17 protein-coding genes are annotated in these 17,837 nt (G+C 42.6%); 6 read left to right on the top strand and 11 right to left on the bottom strand.

The features are described 5' to 3' along the window. Positions 1–78: 78 nt before the first annotated feature. Together L4D09_RS11310 and L4D09_RS11305 are read right to left on the bottom strand one after the other, a co-directional pair. A complete protein-coding gene (locus L4D09_RS11310; RefSeq protein ID WP_428457615.1) occupies positions 79–555 on the bottom strand; it encodes a hypothetical protein in 477 nt (158 codons plus the stop codon). Between the two features lie 57 nt (positions 556–612). Beyond that, on the bottom strand, positions 613–1,068 hold the full coding sequence (locus L4D09_RS11305; RefSeq protein ID WP_428457614.1) for an acyl-CoA thioesterase: 456 nt from the start codon (positions 1,066–1,068) through the stop codon (positions 613–615). 367 nt (positions 1,069–1,435) lie between these two features. Between L4D09_RS11305 and L4D09_RS11300 the strand changes: the two genes are divergently transcribed. Continuing rightward, positions 1,436–2,500 (top strand): Preprotein translocase subunit SecY, encoded by a 1,065-nt coding sequence (locus L4D09_RS11300; protein WP_428457613.1) that lies wholly within the window; start codon positions 1,436–1,438, stop codon positions 2,498–2,500. A gap of 112 nt (positions 2,501–2,612) precedes the next feature. On the opposite strand, the gene L4D09_RS11295 is transcribed toward L4D09_RS11300, so the two are convergent. After that, positions 2,613–4,163 carry an inorganic diphosphatase gene (locus L4D09_RS11295; RefSeq protein ID WP_428457612.1) on the bottom strand — a complete coding sequence of 517 codons (1,551 nt, stop codon included), beginning with the start codon at positions 4,161–4,163 and terminating at the stop codon, positions 2,613–2,615. A 142-nt stretch (positions 4,164–4,305) separates the two neighbouring features. Here L4D09_RS11295 and L4D09_RS11290 point away from each other — a divergent pair, with 142 nt between their 5' ends. Together L4D09_RS11290 and L4D09_RS11285 are read left to right on the top strand one after the other, a co-directional pair. After that, positions 4,306–5,841 carry a phospholipase D family protein gene (locus L4D09_RS11290; RefSeq protein ID WP_428457611.1) on the top strand — a complete coding sequence of 512 codons (1,536 nt, stop codon included), beginning with the start codon at positions 4,306–4,308 and terminating at the stop codon, positions 5,839–5,841. A 161-nt stretch (positions 5,842–6,002) separates the two neighbouring features. Further along, a complete protein-coding gene (locus L4D09_RS11285) occupies positions 6,003–7,526 on the top strand; it encodes a phospholipase D family protein (RefSeq protein WP_428457610.1) in 1,524 nt (507 codons plus the stop codon). 122 nt (positions 7,527–7,648) lie between these two features. On the opposite strand, the gene L4D09_RS11280 is transcribed toward L4D09_RS11285, so the two are convergent. The 5 genes from L4D09_RS11280 to L4D09_RS11260 form a co-directional block, all read right to left on the bottom strand. Beyond that, positions 7,649–8,542 (bottom strand): 6-pyruvoyl trahydropterin synthase family protein, encoded by an 894-nt coding sequence (locus L4D09_RS11280; RefSeq protein WP_428457609.1) that lies wholly within the window; start codon positions 8,540–8,542, stop codon positions 7,649–7,651. Positions 8,543–8,621: 79 nt separating this feature from the next. Continuing rightward, complete coding sequence (locus tag L4D09_RS11275; protein ID WP_428457608.1) at positions 8,622–9,293, bottom strand: opacity family porin; 672 nt, start codon at positions 9,291–9,293, stop codon at positions 8,622–8,624. A gap of 140 nt (positions 9,294–9,433) precedes the next feature. Continuing rightward, entirely contained in the window at positions 9,434–9,811 is a 378-nt protein-coding gene (locus tag L4D09_RS11270; RefSeq protein WP_428457607.1) for a SpoIIAA family protein, read from the bottom strand. Positions 9,812–10,001: 190 nt separating this feature from the next. Then, the gene (locus L4D09_RS11265; protein WP_428457606.1) at positions 10,002–10,394 is read right to left on the bottom strand and encodes a hypothetical protein; all 393 of its coding nucleotides are present in this window, start codon (positions 10,392–10,394) and stop codon (positions 10,002–10,004) included. 89 nt (positions 10,395–10,483) lie between these two features. Further along, positions 10,484–10,936: a methyltransferase family protein gene (locus L4D09_RS11260; protein WP_428457605.1), complete on the bottom strand. Its 453-nt coding sequence runs from the start codon at positions 10,934–10,936 to the stop codon at positions 10,484–10,486. 148 nt (positions 10,937–11,084) lie between these two features. Between L4D09_RS11260 and L4D09_RS11255 the strand changes: the two genes are divergently transcribed. The 3 genes from L4D09_RS11255 to L4D09_RS11245 all read left to right on the top strand — a co-directional run bounded on the left by L4D09_RS11255 (position 11,085) and on the right by L4D09_RS11245 (position 13,411). Continuing rightward, a complete protein-coding gene (locus L4D09_RS11255) occupies positions 11,085–11,603 on the top strand; it encodes a YgjP-like metallopeptidase domain-containing protein (RefSeq protein ID WP_428457604.1) in 519 nt (172 codons plus the stop codon). Between the two features lie 137 nt (positions 11,604–11,740). Continuing rightward, on the top strand, positions 11,741–12,160 hold the full coding sequence (locus L4D09_RS11250) for a DUF3010 family protein (protein WP_428457603.1): 420 nt from the start codon (positions 11,741–11,743) through the stop codon (positions 12,158–12,160). A 444-nt stretch (positions 12,161–12,604) separates the two neighbouring features. Next, complete coding sequence (locus L4D09_RS11245) at positions 12,605–13,411, top strand: hypothetical protein (protein ID WP_428457602.1); 807 nt, start codon at positions 12,605–12,607, stop codon at positions 13,409–13,411. Between the two features lie 121 nt (positions 13,412–13,532). Here the strand turns inward: L4D09_RS11245 and L4D09_RS11240 are convergent, their stop codons facing one another. From L4D09_RS11240 to iolD, 3 genes are read right to left on the bottom strand one after another with little or no spacing between them, the layout of a single operon-like run. Then, positions 13,533–15,044 (bottom strand): CoA-acylating methylmalonate-semialdehyde dehydrogenase, encoded by a 1,512-nt coding sequence (locus L4D09_RS11240; protein WP_428457601.1) that lies wholly within the window; start codon positions 15,042–15,044, stop codon positions 13,533–13,535. Between the two features lie 15 nt (positions 15,045–15,059). After that, positions 15,060–15,968: a myo-inosose-2 dehydratase gene (iolE, locus tag L4D09_RS11235; RefSeq protein ID WP_428457600.1), complete on the bottom strand. Its 909-nt coding sequence runs from the start codon at positions 15,966–15,968 to the stop codon at positions 15,060–15,062. 11 nt (positions 15,969–15,979) lie between these two features. Continuing rightward, positions 15,980–17,830 carry a 3D-(3,5/4)-trihydroxycyclohexane-1,2-dione acylhydrolase (decyclizing) gene (iolD, locus tag L4D09_RS11230; protein ID WP_428457599.1) on the bottom strand — a complete coding sequence of 617 codons (1,851 nt, stop codon included), beginning with the start codon at positions 17,828–17,830 and terminating at the stop codon, positions 15,980–15,982. Positions 17,831–17,837: the final 7 nt, after the last annotated feature.

The raw sequence follows: 17,837 nt of genomic DNA, 5'->3' as shown, positions 1-17,837 counted from the left end.
GCCTACCTCTATCTTGAACAACTTGTCTGAGAGAACACCTGACGATAGTAAGTATAGCCATAACAATCGTTATCAGGTTTAGGTCAACTCTCTAAATGCACGTAAGTACGCTTTTTCAGACTCAATGTATTCTAATGCTTTTTTGGCCCTATTCCATTCAGGGTAAAGCTCTCGGCGCTGTTGATTCAGGTGTTCGATGTATTTCTTTTGTTCACTCGTTGCAGGTGATTTTGTTTGAACCCTCTCCACTTCAAACATCACATGAGCTTCATTCACAATGAGATCAGCATAACGTTTAAATTTAAATTTGGTTAATGAGGGCCAAATTTCATAGTGTGCACTCAGCAATGATTGCTCAATGGGCTGTATTTCATCATTGAGTACCTGATACCAAGCATATGCCTGCCCCAACCTTTCATACATTACTCGCTCACGCTCAGTATAATAAAGCGGGGTTGTTTTCTCACTAATCACAGCTGAGATACCAGACATTTTTGTCGTATTGGATACTTGAGAGTTACTCAGAATAGCATCATGCTTTTGATTGCTGTTCACATCTGTTCTGCCATCAGTCTCAGGGATAACTAATCATAATAAGATTTTATGACTAATTTATTGCACTACCCTATATTCTAACGCCAGCTCTGGCTGTAACGCGATAATCCGCTGCTTAACTGTTTCACTCACCCCCGCTTTGCAATTGTTCTTAAAATCGAACATCACACCTTCTGCCTTACCTATTGTTGAAATTTTGCCTAATTTTTTGCTCACAATAAGGTATTCCATTTCAATGCGATCTTCTTTGATTTCAACAACGCGGCTACCGACAAGTAGTGTGTCAGGGTATGTGATAGGCAGCTTATAACGACAACTAGTCTCACTCAATACAGGGCCAACCTGCGTTTTGGCCAACTCTTCCATTAGGCCAATATGTGAGAAGTACTCCAATCGTGCCGTTTCAAAATAACGAAAGTAGACTACGTTGTTAACATGATTAAGTGCATCCATTTCTCCCCACGCAACAGGGATCGTTGTAATCACAGGGTAGTCATCCAATAGTGCTTTCATACTGCCATCCTTGAACGTGCATTGGTTTTAAAAAATTAAACAGCCGTTTACCTTAGAGTAATTAACCTAGACCGCCTTCAACAAATTTGCAACATTCGTTATCAAAAGCGAGATCTAACCAGTCCTATTGTACAAAGTTCTAGCACGTTAACTGGGTAGTTACATTGTAAGTTGAACAACATTTCTCCAGTTGTGACAACGCCGTGTAAAATTTCGGCGGGGAAGAGCTAAATGCCTTAATTTATAAGGGTTGAGCGGTAATTATAAGGTATGCTTAGCCACCTTTTTTTATAGAGCGGGCAACCAACGCGGTATGCTAATTGCCGTCTCTTATCTGGGTTTACCACCCACCGAAAGATGATAACTTATGCTTTACAATGACAATCTTCCAGTTCGCTACCCAAAGGGAACATTTGCAATGTGGTCGGTGTACAGTTTTACTGGCGCCTCTATTCTTGCTTCCATTATCTTTTCACTTCTGCTGTTCTTATCGATCGATGAAGATCCCGTCATGCAGATTTTATTTGGCGGGCTTGCGGTTATTTTTGAACTAGGCAAGTTTTTTGCGTGGTATGAATTTGGCGAACGCCGAGCACGCCGTAACTATACGGGCGCATTTTCAGCATTTGGGTTCTATGCTGTGTTAGCTGCAATATCAATTGGTGGCTCTGTTGGGGGGATCAACAGCGCAACTAACCAAGCACAAAGTCATGTGAACGTTCAGCAAAGCCGAGTTAATACCTACAATATGCAAATCGAAGCAATTGATAAGCAAATTGAGCTCAATAATGTTGCCGCTGAAAAGTATATCCAAATGGAGCGTATCGCCACAGGCGTAACACGTATTCAGCGGGAAAATGAACAATTACGTCAGCAGCAGCAGGCACTCGCAGCTGAACGTGACAACTTGCCAGTTGTAAACCAAGGTTCGGTTATTGGCTTAATTGACAGTTTAGCGAAATCGATGCAGATTCAAACACAAACGGCTCAATTGGGTTTGGTGATTTTCCTATCGGTATTACTCGACTTTTTTGCTGCTTTCTTTGTTGGCCTTATTGGTGAAGAGTTACGTTTTCGAAATCAATTCCGTCGCTTAAACCCTATTACTATTGATTCGTTTAGAAATAATAGTGAACCCAAAGAGCCGGAGTTTTTAACGCATCAGCAGCAGGCCGAAGGAGCCACCATACAAATGGAGGAGAATAAAGAGCCAGTAACTCCTGCTGAACCAGAAAAACCAAAAACACTTTATGAGCAGGCCATCGAAGCACTTACCAATAATCAGGTGAACTGCACCAAACGCGCTGTGACACGTCATTTGAAGGTTGGCAGCGATGAGGTTGATGATATTTTCAAACAGTTTATGGAAGAAGGCATCGTAAGTAAAAAGCCTAACAATCACTATCAATGGCACGGTGTCGCTGAAAGTTAATCACGTTAACGTGTATGCAAAAAAGCCCGAGTAGCAAACTATATCAGTTAAACTGCTCGGGCTTTTTTCTGTTTGTATATACCCAAGTTACTTCGGTATATATCGTTTTTCTTTAGCCTTGCTGACGATGGAAGGCCATCGCTTGTTGCAACACCTCTTGTGCAACTGGAGCTTCTTCATATCCCTGCACTTCCATGCCGCCATTTGCGCCTTTATAGTTGCTAAACCAAAGCTGAATAATGTCAGAGACACCGCTAAATTCACGGTCTAGCTGCTTCATTGACGTAACGTCCTGAAAGGGTGAGTCATTCGCAATAACAGCAATCAGCTTATCGTCTTGCTCACCGTCATCTAGCATTTTCAGCACTCCAATCAAGCGAGCTTGCACCACTTCTCCACGAGGTACAGCTTGACCAAGAACAATGACATCTAATGGGTCACCATCACCACCAAATTCTTTTGGTAATGCGGTTTGAGGAATCGTGCCATAGTTACCAGGGTAACCTAAGTAGTTCACAACTCTTGGCTTGCCTTTTTTAAACTCCCAAATCACTTGATTAGTATTGTCTTTATTTAGCTCCCACTTTGCAGATGTCCCCGTAGGGATCTCAACAATGGCATTTATTGTACCTTCCGCGCTCATTGCAGGAAGTGCCATTAAGTCATGACTCGCCTCGATACTAAATTCATCTGGCGATAACAATGCTTTACTGTGGTTTACCGCTTTATCATAAGCCAAGCCATTTGACGTGGATGCTGTTTTATAACGTAACATGTAATCTAATTTGCTATTACGTTTGCTCGCCTTCGCTAGCCCTTTATCATTGAAAACATCAAACTGCCCCATTTCAGTAACCGACTTACCTGAACCACCTAAATTGGTATCGGTTAAAGCCAAAATAGCCTTACTGTTTGCTTCAATAGCTGCCAGGTAGCCTGCTTGAGATTGCAAGTCAAATTGGTCTAAATCAATATTCTCGCGTAATGCTTTTGTCCAATAGAATTCTAAAAATGGTACAGGGGCTTTAGGCTTATCCCAGCCAACACCACGAGAGAAATACATTAATGCCCTGTACTGGTCATTCGAAAAATTCTGTAAGCCTAACGATGTAGGTAAAACATCGGTACCGATGGCTTCACCATCTTGGTTGAATAACCAAGTATTTTTATCCACTTCCATCTGCTGCCAAAATGCATCCATTGTTTCAAGCGCTCGGTAGTCTTGATCAACAACAACATTCACTTTAAAGGCTGCACCACCTCCTTCCATATGCCAAAAAGTATTGAAGGTATGATGGCCATCCGTTAGATACAAGTTGTTATCTGGCGCAATAACCACTGTTTTCATGTCACCCTTTTCTTTACCAACGGATGATTCACATAAGAAAGAGCTTGGAATATTAGGGTGTGATTGTGAATTAAAATCAGTAAGTCCCTTCTGACCATTCGCTTCACACACCTCATCAAACTGCTTTTTAACGTCATATTGAAAACGCCCCAGTTTATAATAAACCTGATCGTAGCCAACTGAGGGTTGAGTGGGTTTTAACTGATGTAAAGTAGCACCTATTACGTCCCCCTGCTTGACACCCTCATAGTCTTCAGCAAAAAGTGGAAAAGAAAGTAATATGGCTACAGAGGAGAGTCCAATTTTATTCAACACATTCATTTTTTAGTTATTAATCCATCAATTAAAGTTATACAAAATATACGAGCACTTTTTGACAGATTGATGAAACAATTGTCAACAAGTGCTTGGCACATTAAACTCTTGTTAATAATGGAATGAAGTTAACTATAAATTTATGACAAACCCGATTATGGCGATTCTTACATCGCTGCTGTTAATATCAAGTGGTGTACTTACTGGTTGCAGCACCTCTACTAACATTAAAGCGGTTGAAAAGGCATCAAGTTATTCCATTCCAATGGCAGACAACACCAAACTGGCTTCAATTGCTTCCCCTTTCGTAAGCAGTAACCCAGATCTTACTGGATTTTACCCTCTCGATGACGGTCAAGAAGCATTAATGGCGCGACTTGCCATTATTCACGCAGCAGAAATAAGTGTTGACCTGCAGTACTATATTTATCGTAACGACGATACCAGCTCTTTACTCACATATGCTTTATATCAAGCCGCCGAGCGTGGGGTAAGAGTTAGAATTCTCTTGGATGACATGCAATCTCGAAATGATAATGCGATGGCATCTTTGTCTAGTCATCCAAATATTGATATTCGACTGTTTAATCCTTTTGAAAACCGAGATTTTAAACTGTTTGGATTTATCGGTGATTTTGATCGTTTAAACCGCCGTATGCATAACAAAGCGTTAATCGCCGATGGTACTTTTGCCATCACTGGCGGACGGAATGTTGGTGATGAATACTTCTCAGCAAATGGCGCTATTGATTTTGGTGACTTTGACATCCTAACCTTAGGTGAGGTTGTTCCAGACATCGCAGTACAATTTGATCTTTATTGGAATAGTGCTCCCTCTATACCCGTTGAAGCATTAGTCAGTAATATCACACCACCATCGAGTAACGATGTCGAACAATGGGAAGCAACACTAAGGGATACCTTCGAAGGTTCAAGTTACACCGAAGCACTTGCCGAGTTGCCTTTAGTTAAGCGAATCCTCAATCAGGCAATTGACTTCTACTGGGGAGAAGCTGAACTCTATTATGATACACCCTCTAAAGTGTATGCTCCCGAAGAAAGCACCTTCTTAATGCATGAGCTTGGTAATGTTATAGATCGTGTTGAGTCTGAGTTTTTACTCATCTCTCCCTATTTTGTTCCAACAGAAAAAGGAACTGCAACACTTATTCGTGCAGCAGAGAATGACATTAGCGTCACCATCATTACCAACTCACTCGCATCAAATGATGTCTTTGCTGTACACGGCTGGTATTCTAAATACCGAGAACAATTGCTTCGTTCTGGGGTAAAAATATATGAAGTGAAAATTGATCCTAGTGTAAAAAAGAATCACTCTTGGCTCGGTAGTTCTCGTACTAGCCTGCACGCAAAAACATTCATCATTGATAGAAAAGAAGTGTTTGTTGGTTCATTCAACTTCGACCCCCGCTCTGCATACATCAATACTGAAATGGGCATTCTATTACAGTCACCAGAATTTTCAGCCGAAGTGTATAAAGATGCAGATCTCAGCCTAAGTAAGAGCACATACCGATTGGCACTCGATGAAAATGGTGATATTAAGTGGCACAACGACTTTCTAGGGACAAGTTATAAAACTGAACCAGATGCGAGTATCTGGCTACGAATGGGGGCTTGGCTATCTAGTATTCTTCCAATAGAAGATCAGCTCTAAAATGCTTACTAAAAGCCATTATGAGCACAATAAAGCAAGCCTGTTAACCAATGATTTCTCACACAATCGCGGGTATTTTTACATTTAAATGAAAGAATTGTAAACGATGCCTTACCCGATTAAACTTATCAATTAATAAAATAGGTTAACGCTAATTACATATGGGTTCCAAGTTTAAAGTTTTTATTGCCTTGCTGTTTGTGCTAACTATTGGCGCTATTCTCGGTTGCAACAAGCCTACAGCTTCATTAAAAACGGTCAGCCAATCAATACCATTTAACAAAGATACGGAGCTTGCTTCTCAAGCATTGCCCTATCTTAAAGCGAACCCAGAACTCACGGGGTTTTACCCTTTAGTTGATGGGCAAGAAGCCTTATGGGCTCGTTTAGCTCTTATCGATTCAGCACAACAAAGTATCGATCTTCAGTACTATATATACAGCGATGACAATACCAGTTCGCTACTGACATATACACTCTACCAAGCGGCTGAACGAGGGGTTAGAGTTAGGTTGTTACTGGATGATATGCAGTCACGTAATGATAAAATTCTTGCCTCACTCTCTCGTCATCCGAATATTGAGGTTCGACTGTTCAATGCATTCAATCAACGCTTTTTCCGGATTTTTGGGCTCAAAGATTTTGATCGCCTAAACCGTCGAATGCATAATAAAGCATTGATAGCCGATGGGGCGTTTGCCATTACTGGTGGGCGAAACATAGGCGACGAATACTTTTCTGCTAATGGGTCGATTGATTTCGGTGACTTTGATATTCTGACTCTTGGCCCGATCGTTCCTGATATTTCAGCCCAATTTGATCTTTATTGGAACAGTGAACCAGCTTCCCCTATTGAGTCGATTATTAAAAATATTGATCCCCTTTCGCCAAACGATGTCGTTCGTTGGGAGCGTGCATTAAAAGCTGCATTTAAGGGGTCTGACTATATAGAAAAATTTTCTGACTCTCCTCTAGCACAACACGTTAAAAATCAAACTATCAACTTCCATTGGGGCGAGGCGAGGCTCTACTATGATTTACCATCAAAAGTCTACGCGCCTGATGAAACCAATTTAATGCTTCATGAGCTGGGTGAGACACTAAAAAATGTCAACTCTAAGCTTCTGCTGATATCGCCATATTTTGTGCCAACAGAAGTAGGGACAGCCTCATTAATTAAAGCCGCTGAACAGGGCATTGAGATCACTATTATTACCAATTCATTGGCATCTAATGATGTATTTGCCGTACATGGTTGGTACGCGAAATACCGTAAAGATTTACTCGCTGCAGGTATCAAACTCTATGAAGTAAAAGTTGACCCCAGCCTAAAGAAAAAACGATCATGGCTCGGTAGTTCACGTACAAGTTTACATGCTAAAACCTTTATCATGGATAACCGGAAAATCTTTGTAGGATCATCAAACCTTGACCCTCGCTCTGCCTATTTGAATACCGAGATGGGTGTACTCATTGATGCTCCGGGCTTTACCCGGTTGCTCTACCGTGGTTTTGAGTCGGCATTGAAAAAAGGCACCTATCGACTTTCACTCAATCAAAACAACGATATTGTATGGCATAACGACCTGTCAGGTGCCTCTTTTAATTCAGAACCTGACGCCAGTATCTGGCTTCGAATAGGTGCTTGGATGGCTGGAGTCTTGCCGATAGAAGATCAACTTTAAGGCATTCGAGAAGTATATTATTTAGAGACTTTTTCTCTAACCATTTTTACGAAAAAAAACCATAAAAAAGCCCTGAATGCTTACGCTATCAGGGCTTTCAAGTCATCACAGTTAAAGCCCTATTAACAAGAAGATCCTTTGACTGATGCCATTGCCCCTTTACCTACACCTTCATAGGCGAGTACATCTAACGTTTTACCGTCAGCGACTAAAGGTGCAACCTGCTCGGCAATATAATGCGCAAGTAGCTCTACTGTTGTATCGGTATCAAGCATTTCAACCTCTGCGCGTGAAATTGCTAACTGGAACTCTCCCTGAGGAGCGGTATAGCGAAAGCCGAAATGCTCGCTGTCAGAAACGTCTTTCGCTGCAGGACTTAAAGCAAGTGCGCTAACAGCACATTGGTCTTCAGCACTGCCAAGGTAAATATCCGTCCAGCGTTCAGCCCAAAGCTGCTCAAGTTGGCTATCGCGCTTGCCCTCAACAATCAGTTCGATAGGTGAGCGATGACCATGCGCAATGCGCTGACAGTTTCCATCATGCTTTTTCAAACCATGCGAGTAATGGTAAAGAGCACCATCGATATTCTCATGGCGAAGGGTTATTTCTAAGCCCTGAACATTTTCGGGTAATTTACCCTTGAGTACCTTGTACACATGCTCAGTCACTGACTCGATAGTCACATCGGCTGCATCAATAAAACAATACGCTTCATCGGGGCAATTTAAGTACATGCTTTTGTCACCGCGAAGTAAATCAACCGTTGAATAACCAGCCTTACTTTGGGCGACACTAACGGCCTGATTCAAGCTTGGGACAATTAAACGATGATCAATATACTCATCCACAATCTGCTTGATCTGCTTCTTAACCCGACTGAAATCAAGCACCATGCTCATTTCATTTAATTCGCCCGACATCACCACATCGAGAATCCAACTCTCCCCCACCATACCTCGCTGTTCACACAAATAAGAGGCATCGATGACGGTAAGATCTCTAACAAATAGCTTCAACGTGAAGTCCTTACTGATAATGGTTGTCGTTAAACTAGCAGGGCATTATACGCAGCTAAACATGGGAGTAAACAGCCAGTTAAAAACGATAGTTTGCGCCTAAATAAGCAGATGTTAGTGTTTTAAGCTGAGATTCGACTTTCGCACTATTACCTTGCCCATCACTAAAGGTCCATGAGCGTCGGTCTGAAGGTAAAGCGGTATGCTTAACCCCCATCTCAAAATCCAGCCCTTCAGTAACTTGCCAAGCGACGCCAGCTTGAACACCAAACGCATAACCACTCACATCGTTACTTTGACCAGAGTTTGATTTAGACTCTGCAGATGCATAGCCAATATGTAAACCAGCAAAGGGTTTAATCTTTTTATCATGGCGATAAATGTAGTCGGCATTTAATAAATGCAAAGAGAGATCTGTTTCTAGCTGGTCTTGCTGATTAAATTTAGAGGTTGATTCATGATGTTCATAGCTGTAATACACCCTGTTCTTGCTGTTCTTTGTGTACAAGCCGACATCAACTGCAACAAACGCCTCGAAATCAGAGTCTCCGGCATCTACCGTGTTACCACTTAGCGTTATGCTATCAGAGTTCCCCATCAAGCTCGCACCACTTCGAAGTCCAATAAAGTACTTTGATGTTGGGGCAATAGTATCCACATCCATTGGGTTTGCTTCTGCTGACTCATTACACATTGCTGTTAATGGCAAAAATGAAAGCAACACACCAGCAGCTGTCATCCTTTTTATCATGTATTTTACACCTATTGGGTGGCTGCATAGCGATACCTTCAAAAATGATACGTTAAGGTATTAACACGCTATGCCCTATCAAAAATAATAGGGCAATTTTAATTCAGATTAATAATCAATACCATATAATCCCAAGTAAATTATTCACGAAGCCAAGCGATAGCATCGAGTGGCTCTTCGAAAAACTTCACCTCTCCCGTTACAAACCACCCACCGACTTTACTCATAACTTCTTGCCAATCTTGATTGCCATAGATTGCAACTTTGTGGAATTTTTTACCATGCTTCAAACCAAGCTTGAGATCATCCCAAGCAGCATGTAACTGCCAACCTTCAAAGTCTGTACCATCGATGTAAACGTCAACAATCGGGTTATCTATACCATCTAACGCTTTATCAATAAGCGGGGTTATTTTTTCATAATCTTGATGCGTCAACGTCCCTACGGCTTTGAACTCCATAAACACCTTGTCATCTACTGTATCAATCTCTGCATAAATACCATGTACATAACTCATCGACGAACCTCACTAAAATGATTCGAGCATACACTCTCAGCTATGACACAAGTGTAGCCGTTCTCTCACAACAGCAAGTATATGTAAGCAAAGCAGCATAAGGTGATTGAAGAAAGGTTAATTTTATCAAGGAGAAAAGGGAGGAATAGCCCCGTAAAATACAAATTACTCTTACGGGGGGGAAACTTGCTTAGTGTATAACCATCGCCTCAATGGATATTAGTTTTTCCTTGCCAGTATCTTGATACTCTTGATGACTGCTGAAAGCCACGACAATAACTTCGATTTCACCGGGCAACTGCTCAATTAATCGGTATATTTCATCAAGTTGCTCATCGGGAATAAGGGAAGACAACCTCACTTCAGTCTGAATAATTTCACTTAATTGATAGCCATTTCTATGGAGTTCTAGCTTCAATGAATTAATTTCATCCTGCACTTGTGAAGCTAAGTCACATGTTTCCTTGGAGTTGGAAGGTCTGCTACTCGGACGAATAACAGTCACCTCATCGGTTTGAGCAAACAGACAGGCTAGCGGCCATTTTAAAAGCGGGAAAAMTTCATTCGAACGCCCTAGTTTCATTAGCTGCTCCTTCTTAAATAATTRAACCCATAGCTCTAATAAAAATAGTATTAAAATCCTAATTTGTAACTTTTTTGCTGCTGATATATTTAACACCAACGCCTTACCTGCTGACAATACGCGCGATAATCATCACCAAACATAGCTTCCAATACCGCTTCTTCAGGCTCAATTTGGAAACTGTTGATAAAAAACACAAAGACTATAATCATAAATAAAGCTGAAAGCGCCGACAGATAGAAAAAAGCAGCAAGTAATAAGCACAGCAATCCTAGGTACATAGGATTACGTGTATATTGATAAATCCCCGTCGTTACAAGTGTTGAGGCTTTGTGTGGGTGCCTGGGGTCAACGGTTGTTTTCACTTTTGCGAAAGACATTATTGCCGCTAAACCAATGACCGTACCGAATAGAAGAAAGAGGAATATAATTGCCCTTTGCCCTATAAAATTAAATTCTACCAACGGCCAGTAAATCGAAAGCATATACATTGCCCCCAACGTAAAGACTAACACTAACGGTGGTGGTAATCGCAAACTCATAGCGCCTCCCATGCGTCACTTCCGATTATTTAGATATAGCAGATACTCAACTAACCTCAAGATGCTCAAGTCACAGTTTTGATTGCGTGTTTGATAACAGGCAGATAAAATCAGCACCATACCGTTACCGCCAAAGCCTTTTCTCACTATGTCTACGCAACACTTAAAGTACCTTCAGGGTTACCCTTCACCACTATTGGATCAAATTGATCATTTAATTAAAAATGACAAATTGAAAGATTACTTACTTAAAAAGTACCCAACTGGGCACAGCATTCAGTCAGAAAAAGCACTCTATAACTATGTTATTGAACTAAAAAATGCATACCTTAAGAAGTCATCACCTTTAAGCAAAGTTGCTTATGACAGTAAAATCCATGTTGTTAATCACGCACTCGGTCTGCATACCTTTATATCACGCGCTCATGGCGGAAAGTTGAAGGCTAAAAATGAGATTCGTATCTCTGCCATTTTTAAGCATGCCCCACTCCCTCTGTTAAAAATGATTGCTGTGCATGAGTTAGCGCATATCAAAGAAAAAGACCACAACAAAGCTTTTTATAAGCTCTGCTGCCACATGGAGCCTGACTATCACCAGCTGGAGCTAGACACTCGACTGCTGCTTACCCAGCTTGATCTTGATGGTCCTATTTATGCCAGCTCCTAACGATTGCACTCATAAGTAAGCAATGCTGAGCTGCGTGATACATAAATGGAGAAGCTTAGGGTATATGACTGAAAAAATCTGACATTTGCCAGAGTTTTCCCTACAATAGTGTGCTAATAAGATATTTAGGTGTTTACATGAAAATTTGTGCTGTTGAGCTACGAAGCAATGAGGCGATTATTTGCCTTCTAACAAAAGAAAATGGTCTATTCGACATCCCTGAATGCCGTTCTCAAAAGTTCATCATGCAAGATATGCTAGATAATGAGCAAATGCGTAAATTCCAAGCGACGTTTGCTAAATTACTAGAAGACTACCAAGTCGATCGCGTTGTTATTCGTACTCGTGAAACTCGTGGCAAATTCGCGGGTAGTGCAATTGGTTTTAAACTTGAAGCTGCAATTCAGCTTATTGATGGTGTTGAAGTTGATTTCATGACCAATCAAGACATCAAACAAAAAATGAAGCGCAATCCTCTATCAATTGAGTTCCGTGCAACCGGCCTACGCCAGTTCCAAGAAGCGGCATTCACAACAGGTTACGCTTACCTTAGCTAATCAGCTGTTTAGGCTCAATTAAGCGCTGCGGTTAGTAACCTATACCCTCTTTTCTTTCTGGAAAGAGGGTATTTTTTATCCCGCGACCTGTTGCCCCTTATCTAAATACGCTTTGTATAAAATCAGAGTAACTTACGTAAATATACTTTAGCCTTTTATCGCCCCTGCCGTTAAGTCAGAAAATCTAAACAATAAAAAATACCGTTCAATTCACAAAACCAAATAAACATTAAATTTCAACAATCAGAACAAAAAGATACAACCTTTTTAATATCAATAAGATAAAGCAATAAAACAGAATTCGATAAATCTCGCTAATCACACGTATTCATAATAGTAATTATATTAATCCCACAAATACATGATAAAAAACACTGTATATTTATCGGGTAACTTGAAGCTGCTCGTATAAATTAACCCATACTTTTTAAATGGTGAATTAATATGAAAAAAATCTCCACCTTCATTATGATTGCGTTGCTAGCAGGTTGTAATTCATCGAGCAACAACACTGACGATAAAACACTACCACCAAGTACACACCTGCCAGAGATTGAGGTACCAGAAAAACCGCAACCTCAATTGCCGCCAGCGCATTTACCCGATGGTGATATGTCACCCGATCGTCCAATGCCAGATACTTGGTATCCCGAAGCCTCTGCTCGTTACGGCATGAGCATTGCTTCACTACACCAAGCTTGTAGCTTTGAAGGTAACCACCCACAGATTTCAGTAACAACGGCTTGTTACTGGCAGAATGAAACACTGACGATTACTTATAACGCCGTGAAAGAAACAGCGGATGATGACCCCGGCCACAGTAGCACAGATTTCAAGCATCAGTTTAAATGGGTTATTGATCAGAATCATATTGATGCAGGGCGAATTTGGCCTCAATCTAGTCACCTTGCAACAGGGCTTGCTGGAAGTGACACCTATGTTAAGTACGGTGATACGTGGTATTCCCTCGGTTTTTGCCAGACAGAGAGTTGTCAAGAAGATGAATTTGATTTCATTGTTCACCCACTAAACATCATTGTTAATGACAATCATATTGGTTCTGATGGCACACCACTTGATGGTGGCAACACTGAGTTTTCGATGGATTCATATAAGAATACGGAAAGGCTGTTCTTTGTTGTTAACTTTACGCATTCGAATAGCGGCAAAGAAGAAGACAGTTTCTTGATGATGGAGCCAAGCTATCCCGCAATCATTTATGATGTATTAAGCCCTGCCTTTGGATACTAAATAAACGCGAAGCCATTTCTCTATAAAATATTAAAGCGTTTACAACCATCGCAGCTACAGTACTGAAAAAGCCAGAACAGTGATACTGTTCTGGCTTTATTACATCGACCGTGAATCTAATTTAGTCCATTGTCGGCATCACAAAACTGCTGCTGTGTTGCTCTAGGCGAACACTTGTCGGCCAACGGCTGGTTACTGTTTTCATTCTAGTGTAGAAACGTACTCCATCGTTACCGTGTACATTCAACGGCCCAAATACTGAACGTTTCCAACCACCAAAACTATGGAACGCCATTGGTACAGGAATTGGTACGTTAATCCCTACCATGCCCGCCAGTACATCTTCGCTGAACTGGCGTGCAGTTTCGCCATCTCGAGTAAAAATAGCCGTACCATTGCCGTACTCATGGCGGTTGATTAACTCAAGACCAGTCTGATAATCAGGCACGCGCACAACGGCTAATACCGGACCAAAGATCTCTTCTTGGTAGATTGTCATTTCTGGCGAGACACTATCAAACAATGTAGGGCCAACGAAGAAGCCATTTTCATGACCATCGATACGAATATCACGACCATCGACAACTAACGAAGCGCCCTGCTCTACACCAGAGTTGATGTAATCACAGATCTTCTCTTTATGCTGAGCAGAAATCACTGGACCCATATCATTTTCAGGCCCTTCAATTACACCTGGCCCAACATTCATAGCACCGATTTGGCTTGTTAATTTGGCGATTAGTTCATCTGCTGTTTCATCGCCGACAGCAACAACAACAGATAACGCCATACATCTCTCACCAGCGGCACCATAAGCCGCCCCCATAATCGCATTCGTCGCCATATCTAAATCAGCGTCAGGCATGGCAATACAATGGTTTTTCGCCCCACCCAATGCCTGACAACGCTTGCCATGGGCTGATGCGGTTGAATAAATGTATTCTGCGATTGGTGTCGAGCCTACAAAGCTCACGGCCTGAACTCGAGAGTCGGTAAGAAGCACATCTACCGCTTCTTTATCACCATTAACAACGTTAAATACCCCATCAGGCAAGCCTGCTTCTTTCAGTAATTTGGCCATCATAATCGCCATCGACGGATCTTTTTCCGATGGTTTCAGTATAAAAGTATTACCCGTTGCCAACGCGATAGGGAACATCCACATTGGCACCATCGCAGGGAAGTTAAATGGTGTAATCCCAGCGCAAACACCTAGCGGCTGCATTAATGAATGGCTATCAACGCCAGTACCAACATTGGCTGAATGCTCACCTTTTTGTAAGTGCGGAATACCGCAAGCAAACTCAACCACTTCTAAACCACGGGTTACTTCGCCCACTGCATCTGAATAGACTTTACCGTGCTCATTAGAAATTAACCGTGCCAGCTCATCCATGTTTTGTTCAAGTAACGCTTTAAACTTAAACATCACACGAGCACGCTTTAGTGGTGATGCTTTTGCCCATGCAGGAAAAGCTTTATCGGCTGCTGCAATAGCTTCGGCAGTTTCTGCAGCAGAACTCAGCACAACCTGACGGGTTTGCTCGCCTGTCGCAGGGTTATAAATTGGTGCAAATCGCTGGCTATGGCTTTCGCTGATCTGACCGTGGATGAAATTTTGTACAGTTTCCATTTTTCGCTCCTGAAATTATTTTTGTTCTTGGCCGATTAATAACCCAGCTTCGCCAGCAAGTTGTTGTAAATTATTGAAGCCTAAAGAGGCATAAGTCATAGGGTGAGCGATGGCTGGGTCTTGCTCTGCCTCAACCACTAACCAACCTTGGTAATTCGCTTTTTTTAACGGTTCGAAAACCGCAGGGTAATTTACGCAACCATCACCCGGTACCGTAAACACACCATCCAATACTGCATCTAAAAAGCTGGTTTTGCGGTTTATCACATCCGCTAGCACATCTGCGCGTACGTCTTTGGTATGCACATGATTAATACGGTGGGCCCAGCGAGTAGCGACCACCACTGGGTCAGCTCCTGCAAATGTTAGGTGTCCAGTATCAAGCAGCAAACCAACATCTTCTGTGGTGTAGTCCATCAGGTTATCGATGTCCTCTGCACTTTCGATCACCGTTCCCATGTGGTGGTGATACGCAACCTGTACCCCTTGGCTCTTGGTGTATTTGGCAAATTCACTCAGCTTTTTACCGTACTCTTGCCATTGTTCTGCTGGGAATTGAGGGCGTAGTCGCACAGGGGTATCCTGTTGACCATGAATGCAATCGGTCACTTCAGCAAAAACCATCACGGTTGCACCTAATTCGCGCAATAAGATCAAATGAGATTGCACAGCTTCGATTTCTTCCTCTACCGAACGCGTCAGCAATTCACCCGAATACCAACCCGAAACCAGCTTTACATCATGGTTAGCCAAAATAGGGCCAAGTACACTCGCATCGCGTGGGAATTTATTTCCCAGCTCGAATCCTGTAAAGCCAGCTTGTCGCCCTTCGCTCAAGCAAGTCTCAAGTGGTGTTTCAGCACCAAGAGATGGCAGATCGTCATTAGTCCATGTCAGCGGGTTAATACCTAGTTGAACAGTCATACTACTTCTCCTTAAATTACTTGCTGCTGCTTGGCGAGTTCGTAACGCTTTCTGGCTTGGCGAACTTGTTCACGCTCAGATACTTCTGGCACAGCAACTTCCCACCATGAACCGCCTGATTCCGTCGTACTTAACGGGTCAGTATCTAGGGTGATCACATAAGTCGACGCTGCTTGCTTGGCACGAACCAGTGCTTGTTCCAATTCAGCAATATTCCCGACTTTTTCTGCTTGTGCACCCAGTGATCGAGCATGGGCGGCAAAATCAGTTTTCGGCGCACCTTCTTCGACAGTATTGCAATCTTTCAGCAGGTTATTAAACCCTGCACCACCACAAGCATGCTGTAAGCGGTTAATACACCCGTAACCTCGGTTATCAAGCACCACAAGCACCAGCTTTTGCCCAAGCATTACTGATGTTGAAATTTCTGAGTTCAACATCAGGTATGAACCATCACCCACCATGACAAAGACTTCAGAGTCTGGCTTTGCCATTTTGACCCCTAAGCCACCAGCAATTTCATACCCCATGCATGAAAAGCCATATTCAAGGTGATAACCCTTGTCATAACGCGTACGCCAAAGCTTATGAAGCTCACCTGGTAAACCACCTGCGGCGCAAACAACAATGTCTTTCTCGTTAGCAGCACGGTTAACCGCACCGATCACTTCTGCATCAGTTGGCAAATCAGTTTTACGATCTGTCATGGCAATAGACACTGTTTCGTTCCACTGCTGACGCAGCGATTCTGCTTTCGCCTGCCAGCTAGAGCTCACCTGCCAATCTGCTAACTTCGATGTTAATTGAGGCAGCGTGACTTTGGCATCTGCCACCAGCGGCGTACCATAATGTTTTGTCGCATCGAAACCATTGATATTCAAAGACACAATCTTTGCATCAGGCTTAAACAGTGCGCGCGAGCTAGAGGTAAAGTCTTGCAAACGGCTACCCACAGCAATAACTACATCGGCTTCTGCTGCTAATGTATTTACCGCAGCCGATCCCGTTACCCCAATAGAGCCAAGGTTAGAAGCGTGATCCCATGGTAACGCCCCTTTCCCTGCTTGTGTTTCACCCACCGGTATCTGGTAAGTTTCAACAAACTCTCGGAACTGCGTTAATGCACCTGAGTAATGAATACCGCCACCTGCAATCACTAGAGGCTGCTTGGCTTCTTTAATTAATTCAATAACTTCTGCCAGCTCATGCTCATCAGCCCCTGGGCGGCGAACACGGTGGACTTTCTCTTTAAAAAAGGGCAATGGATAGTCAAACGCCATCGTCTGGACATCTTGTGGAATAGCAATAGTCGCAGGGCCACACTCAACCGGATCTGTCAGTACGCGCATCGCTTGCGGTAAACTATTAAGTAATTGCTCTGGGCGAGTAATACGGTCAAAGAATCGACTGACTGGTTTGAAACAATCATTCGGGGTAATTGTCGCATCACTCCAGTCTTCGACTTGCTGTAACACCGGATCGGGTTCACGGGTCGCAAAGGTATCTCCCGGTAACAGCAGTACTGGAAGCCGATTTACATGGGCTAAAGCCGCCGCTGTTACCATATTCAGTGCACCGGGCCCTACAGAGGTTGTCGCTGCCATCATTTGCTGACGGTTATTTGCTTTGGCAAATGCAATAGCACTGTGTGCCATCGCTTGTTCATTGTGGGCACGATACGTTGGCAAAGTTGCATTAGCGTGATAAAGTGCTTCGCCGAGCCCTGCCACGTTGCCATGCCCAAAAATAGCGAATACGCCAGCGAACATTGGTTGAATTTCACCATCGATTTCAACTTTTTGAGCCTGAAGGTACTTTACCAGTGCCTGAGCCATCGTCAGGCGAATAGTGTGAACAGTCATGATTTTT

Origin of the sequence: Photobacterium makurazakiensis, from assembly GCF_050336715.1 — a bacterium.
Taxonomy (GTDB): Bacteria; Pseudomonadota; Gammaproteobacteria; order Enterobacterales; family Vibrionaceae; genus Photobacterium; species Photobacterium makurazakiensis.
The sequence above is the reverse complement of the archived record's forward strand: the minus strand, read 5'-3'. Positions and strand labels throughout refer to the sequence as shown.

Bases quoted from the DNA above. Each gene is read 5' to 3' on its own strand.
- L4D09_RS11305 (WP_428457614.1), bottom strand. From the start codon at position 1,068: ATGAAAGCACTATTGGATGACTACCCTGTGATTACAACGATCCCTGTT.
- L4D09_RS11300 (WP_428457613.1), top strand. From the start codon at position 1,436: ATGCTTTACAATGACAATCTTCCAGTTCGCTACCCAAAGGGAACATTT.
- L4D09_RS11290 (WP_428457611.1), top strand. From the start codon at position 4,306: ATGACAAACCCGATTATGGCGATTCTTACATCGCTGCTGTTAATATCA.
- L4D09_RS11285 (WP_428457610.1), top strand. From the start codon at position 6,003: ATGGGTTCCAAGTTTAAAGTTTTTATTGCCTTGCTGTTTGTGCTAACT.
- L4D09_RS11275 (WP_428457608.1), bottom strand. From the start codon at position 9,293: ATGATAAAAAGGATGACAGCTGCTGGTGTGTTGCTTTCATTTTTGCCA.
- L4D09_RS11270 (WP_428457607.1), bottom strand. From the start codon at position 9,811: ATGAGTTATGTACATGGTATTTATGCAGAGATTGATACAGTAGATGAC.
- L4D09_RS11260 (WP_428457605.1), bottom strand. From the start codon at position 10,936: ATGAGTTTGCGATTACCACCACCGTTAGTGTTAGTCTTTACGTTGGGG.
- L4D09_RS11255 (WP_428457604.1), top strand. From the start codon at position 11,085: ATGTCTACGCAACACTTAAAGTACCTTCAGGGTTACCCTTCACCACTA.
- L4D09_RS11250 (WP_428457603.1), top strand. From the start codon at position 11,741: ATGAAAATTTGTGCTGTTGAGCTACGAAGCAATGAGGCGATTATTTGC.
- L4D09_RS11245 (WP_428457602.1), top strand. From the start codon at position 12,605: ATGAAAAAAATCTCCACCTTCATTATGATTGCGTTGCTAGCAGGTTGT.
- L4D09_RS11240 (WP_428457601.1), bottom strand. From the start codon at position 15,044: ATGGAAACTGTACAAAATTTCATCCACGGTCAGATCAGCGAAAGCCAT.
- iolE (WP_428457600.1), bottom strand. From the start codon at position 15,968: ATGACTGTTCAACTAGGTATTAACCCGCTGACATGGACTAATGACGAT.
- iolD (WP_428457599.1), bottom strand. From the start codon at position 17,830: ATGACTGTTCACACTATTCGCCTGACGATGGCTCAGGCACTGGTAAAG.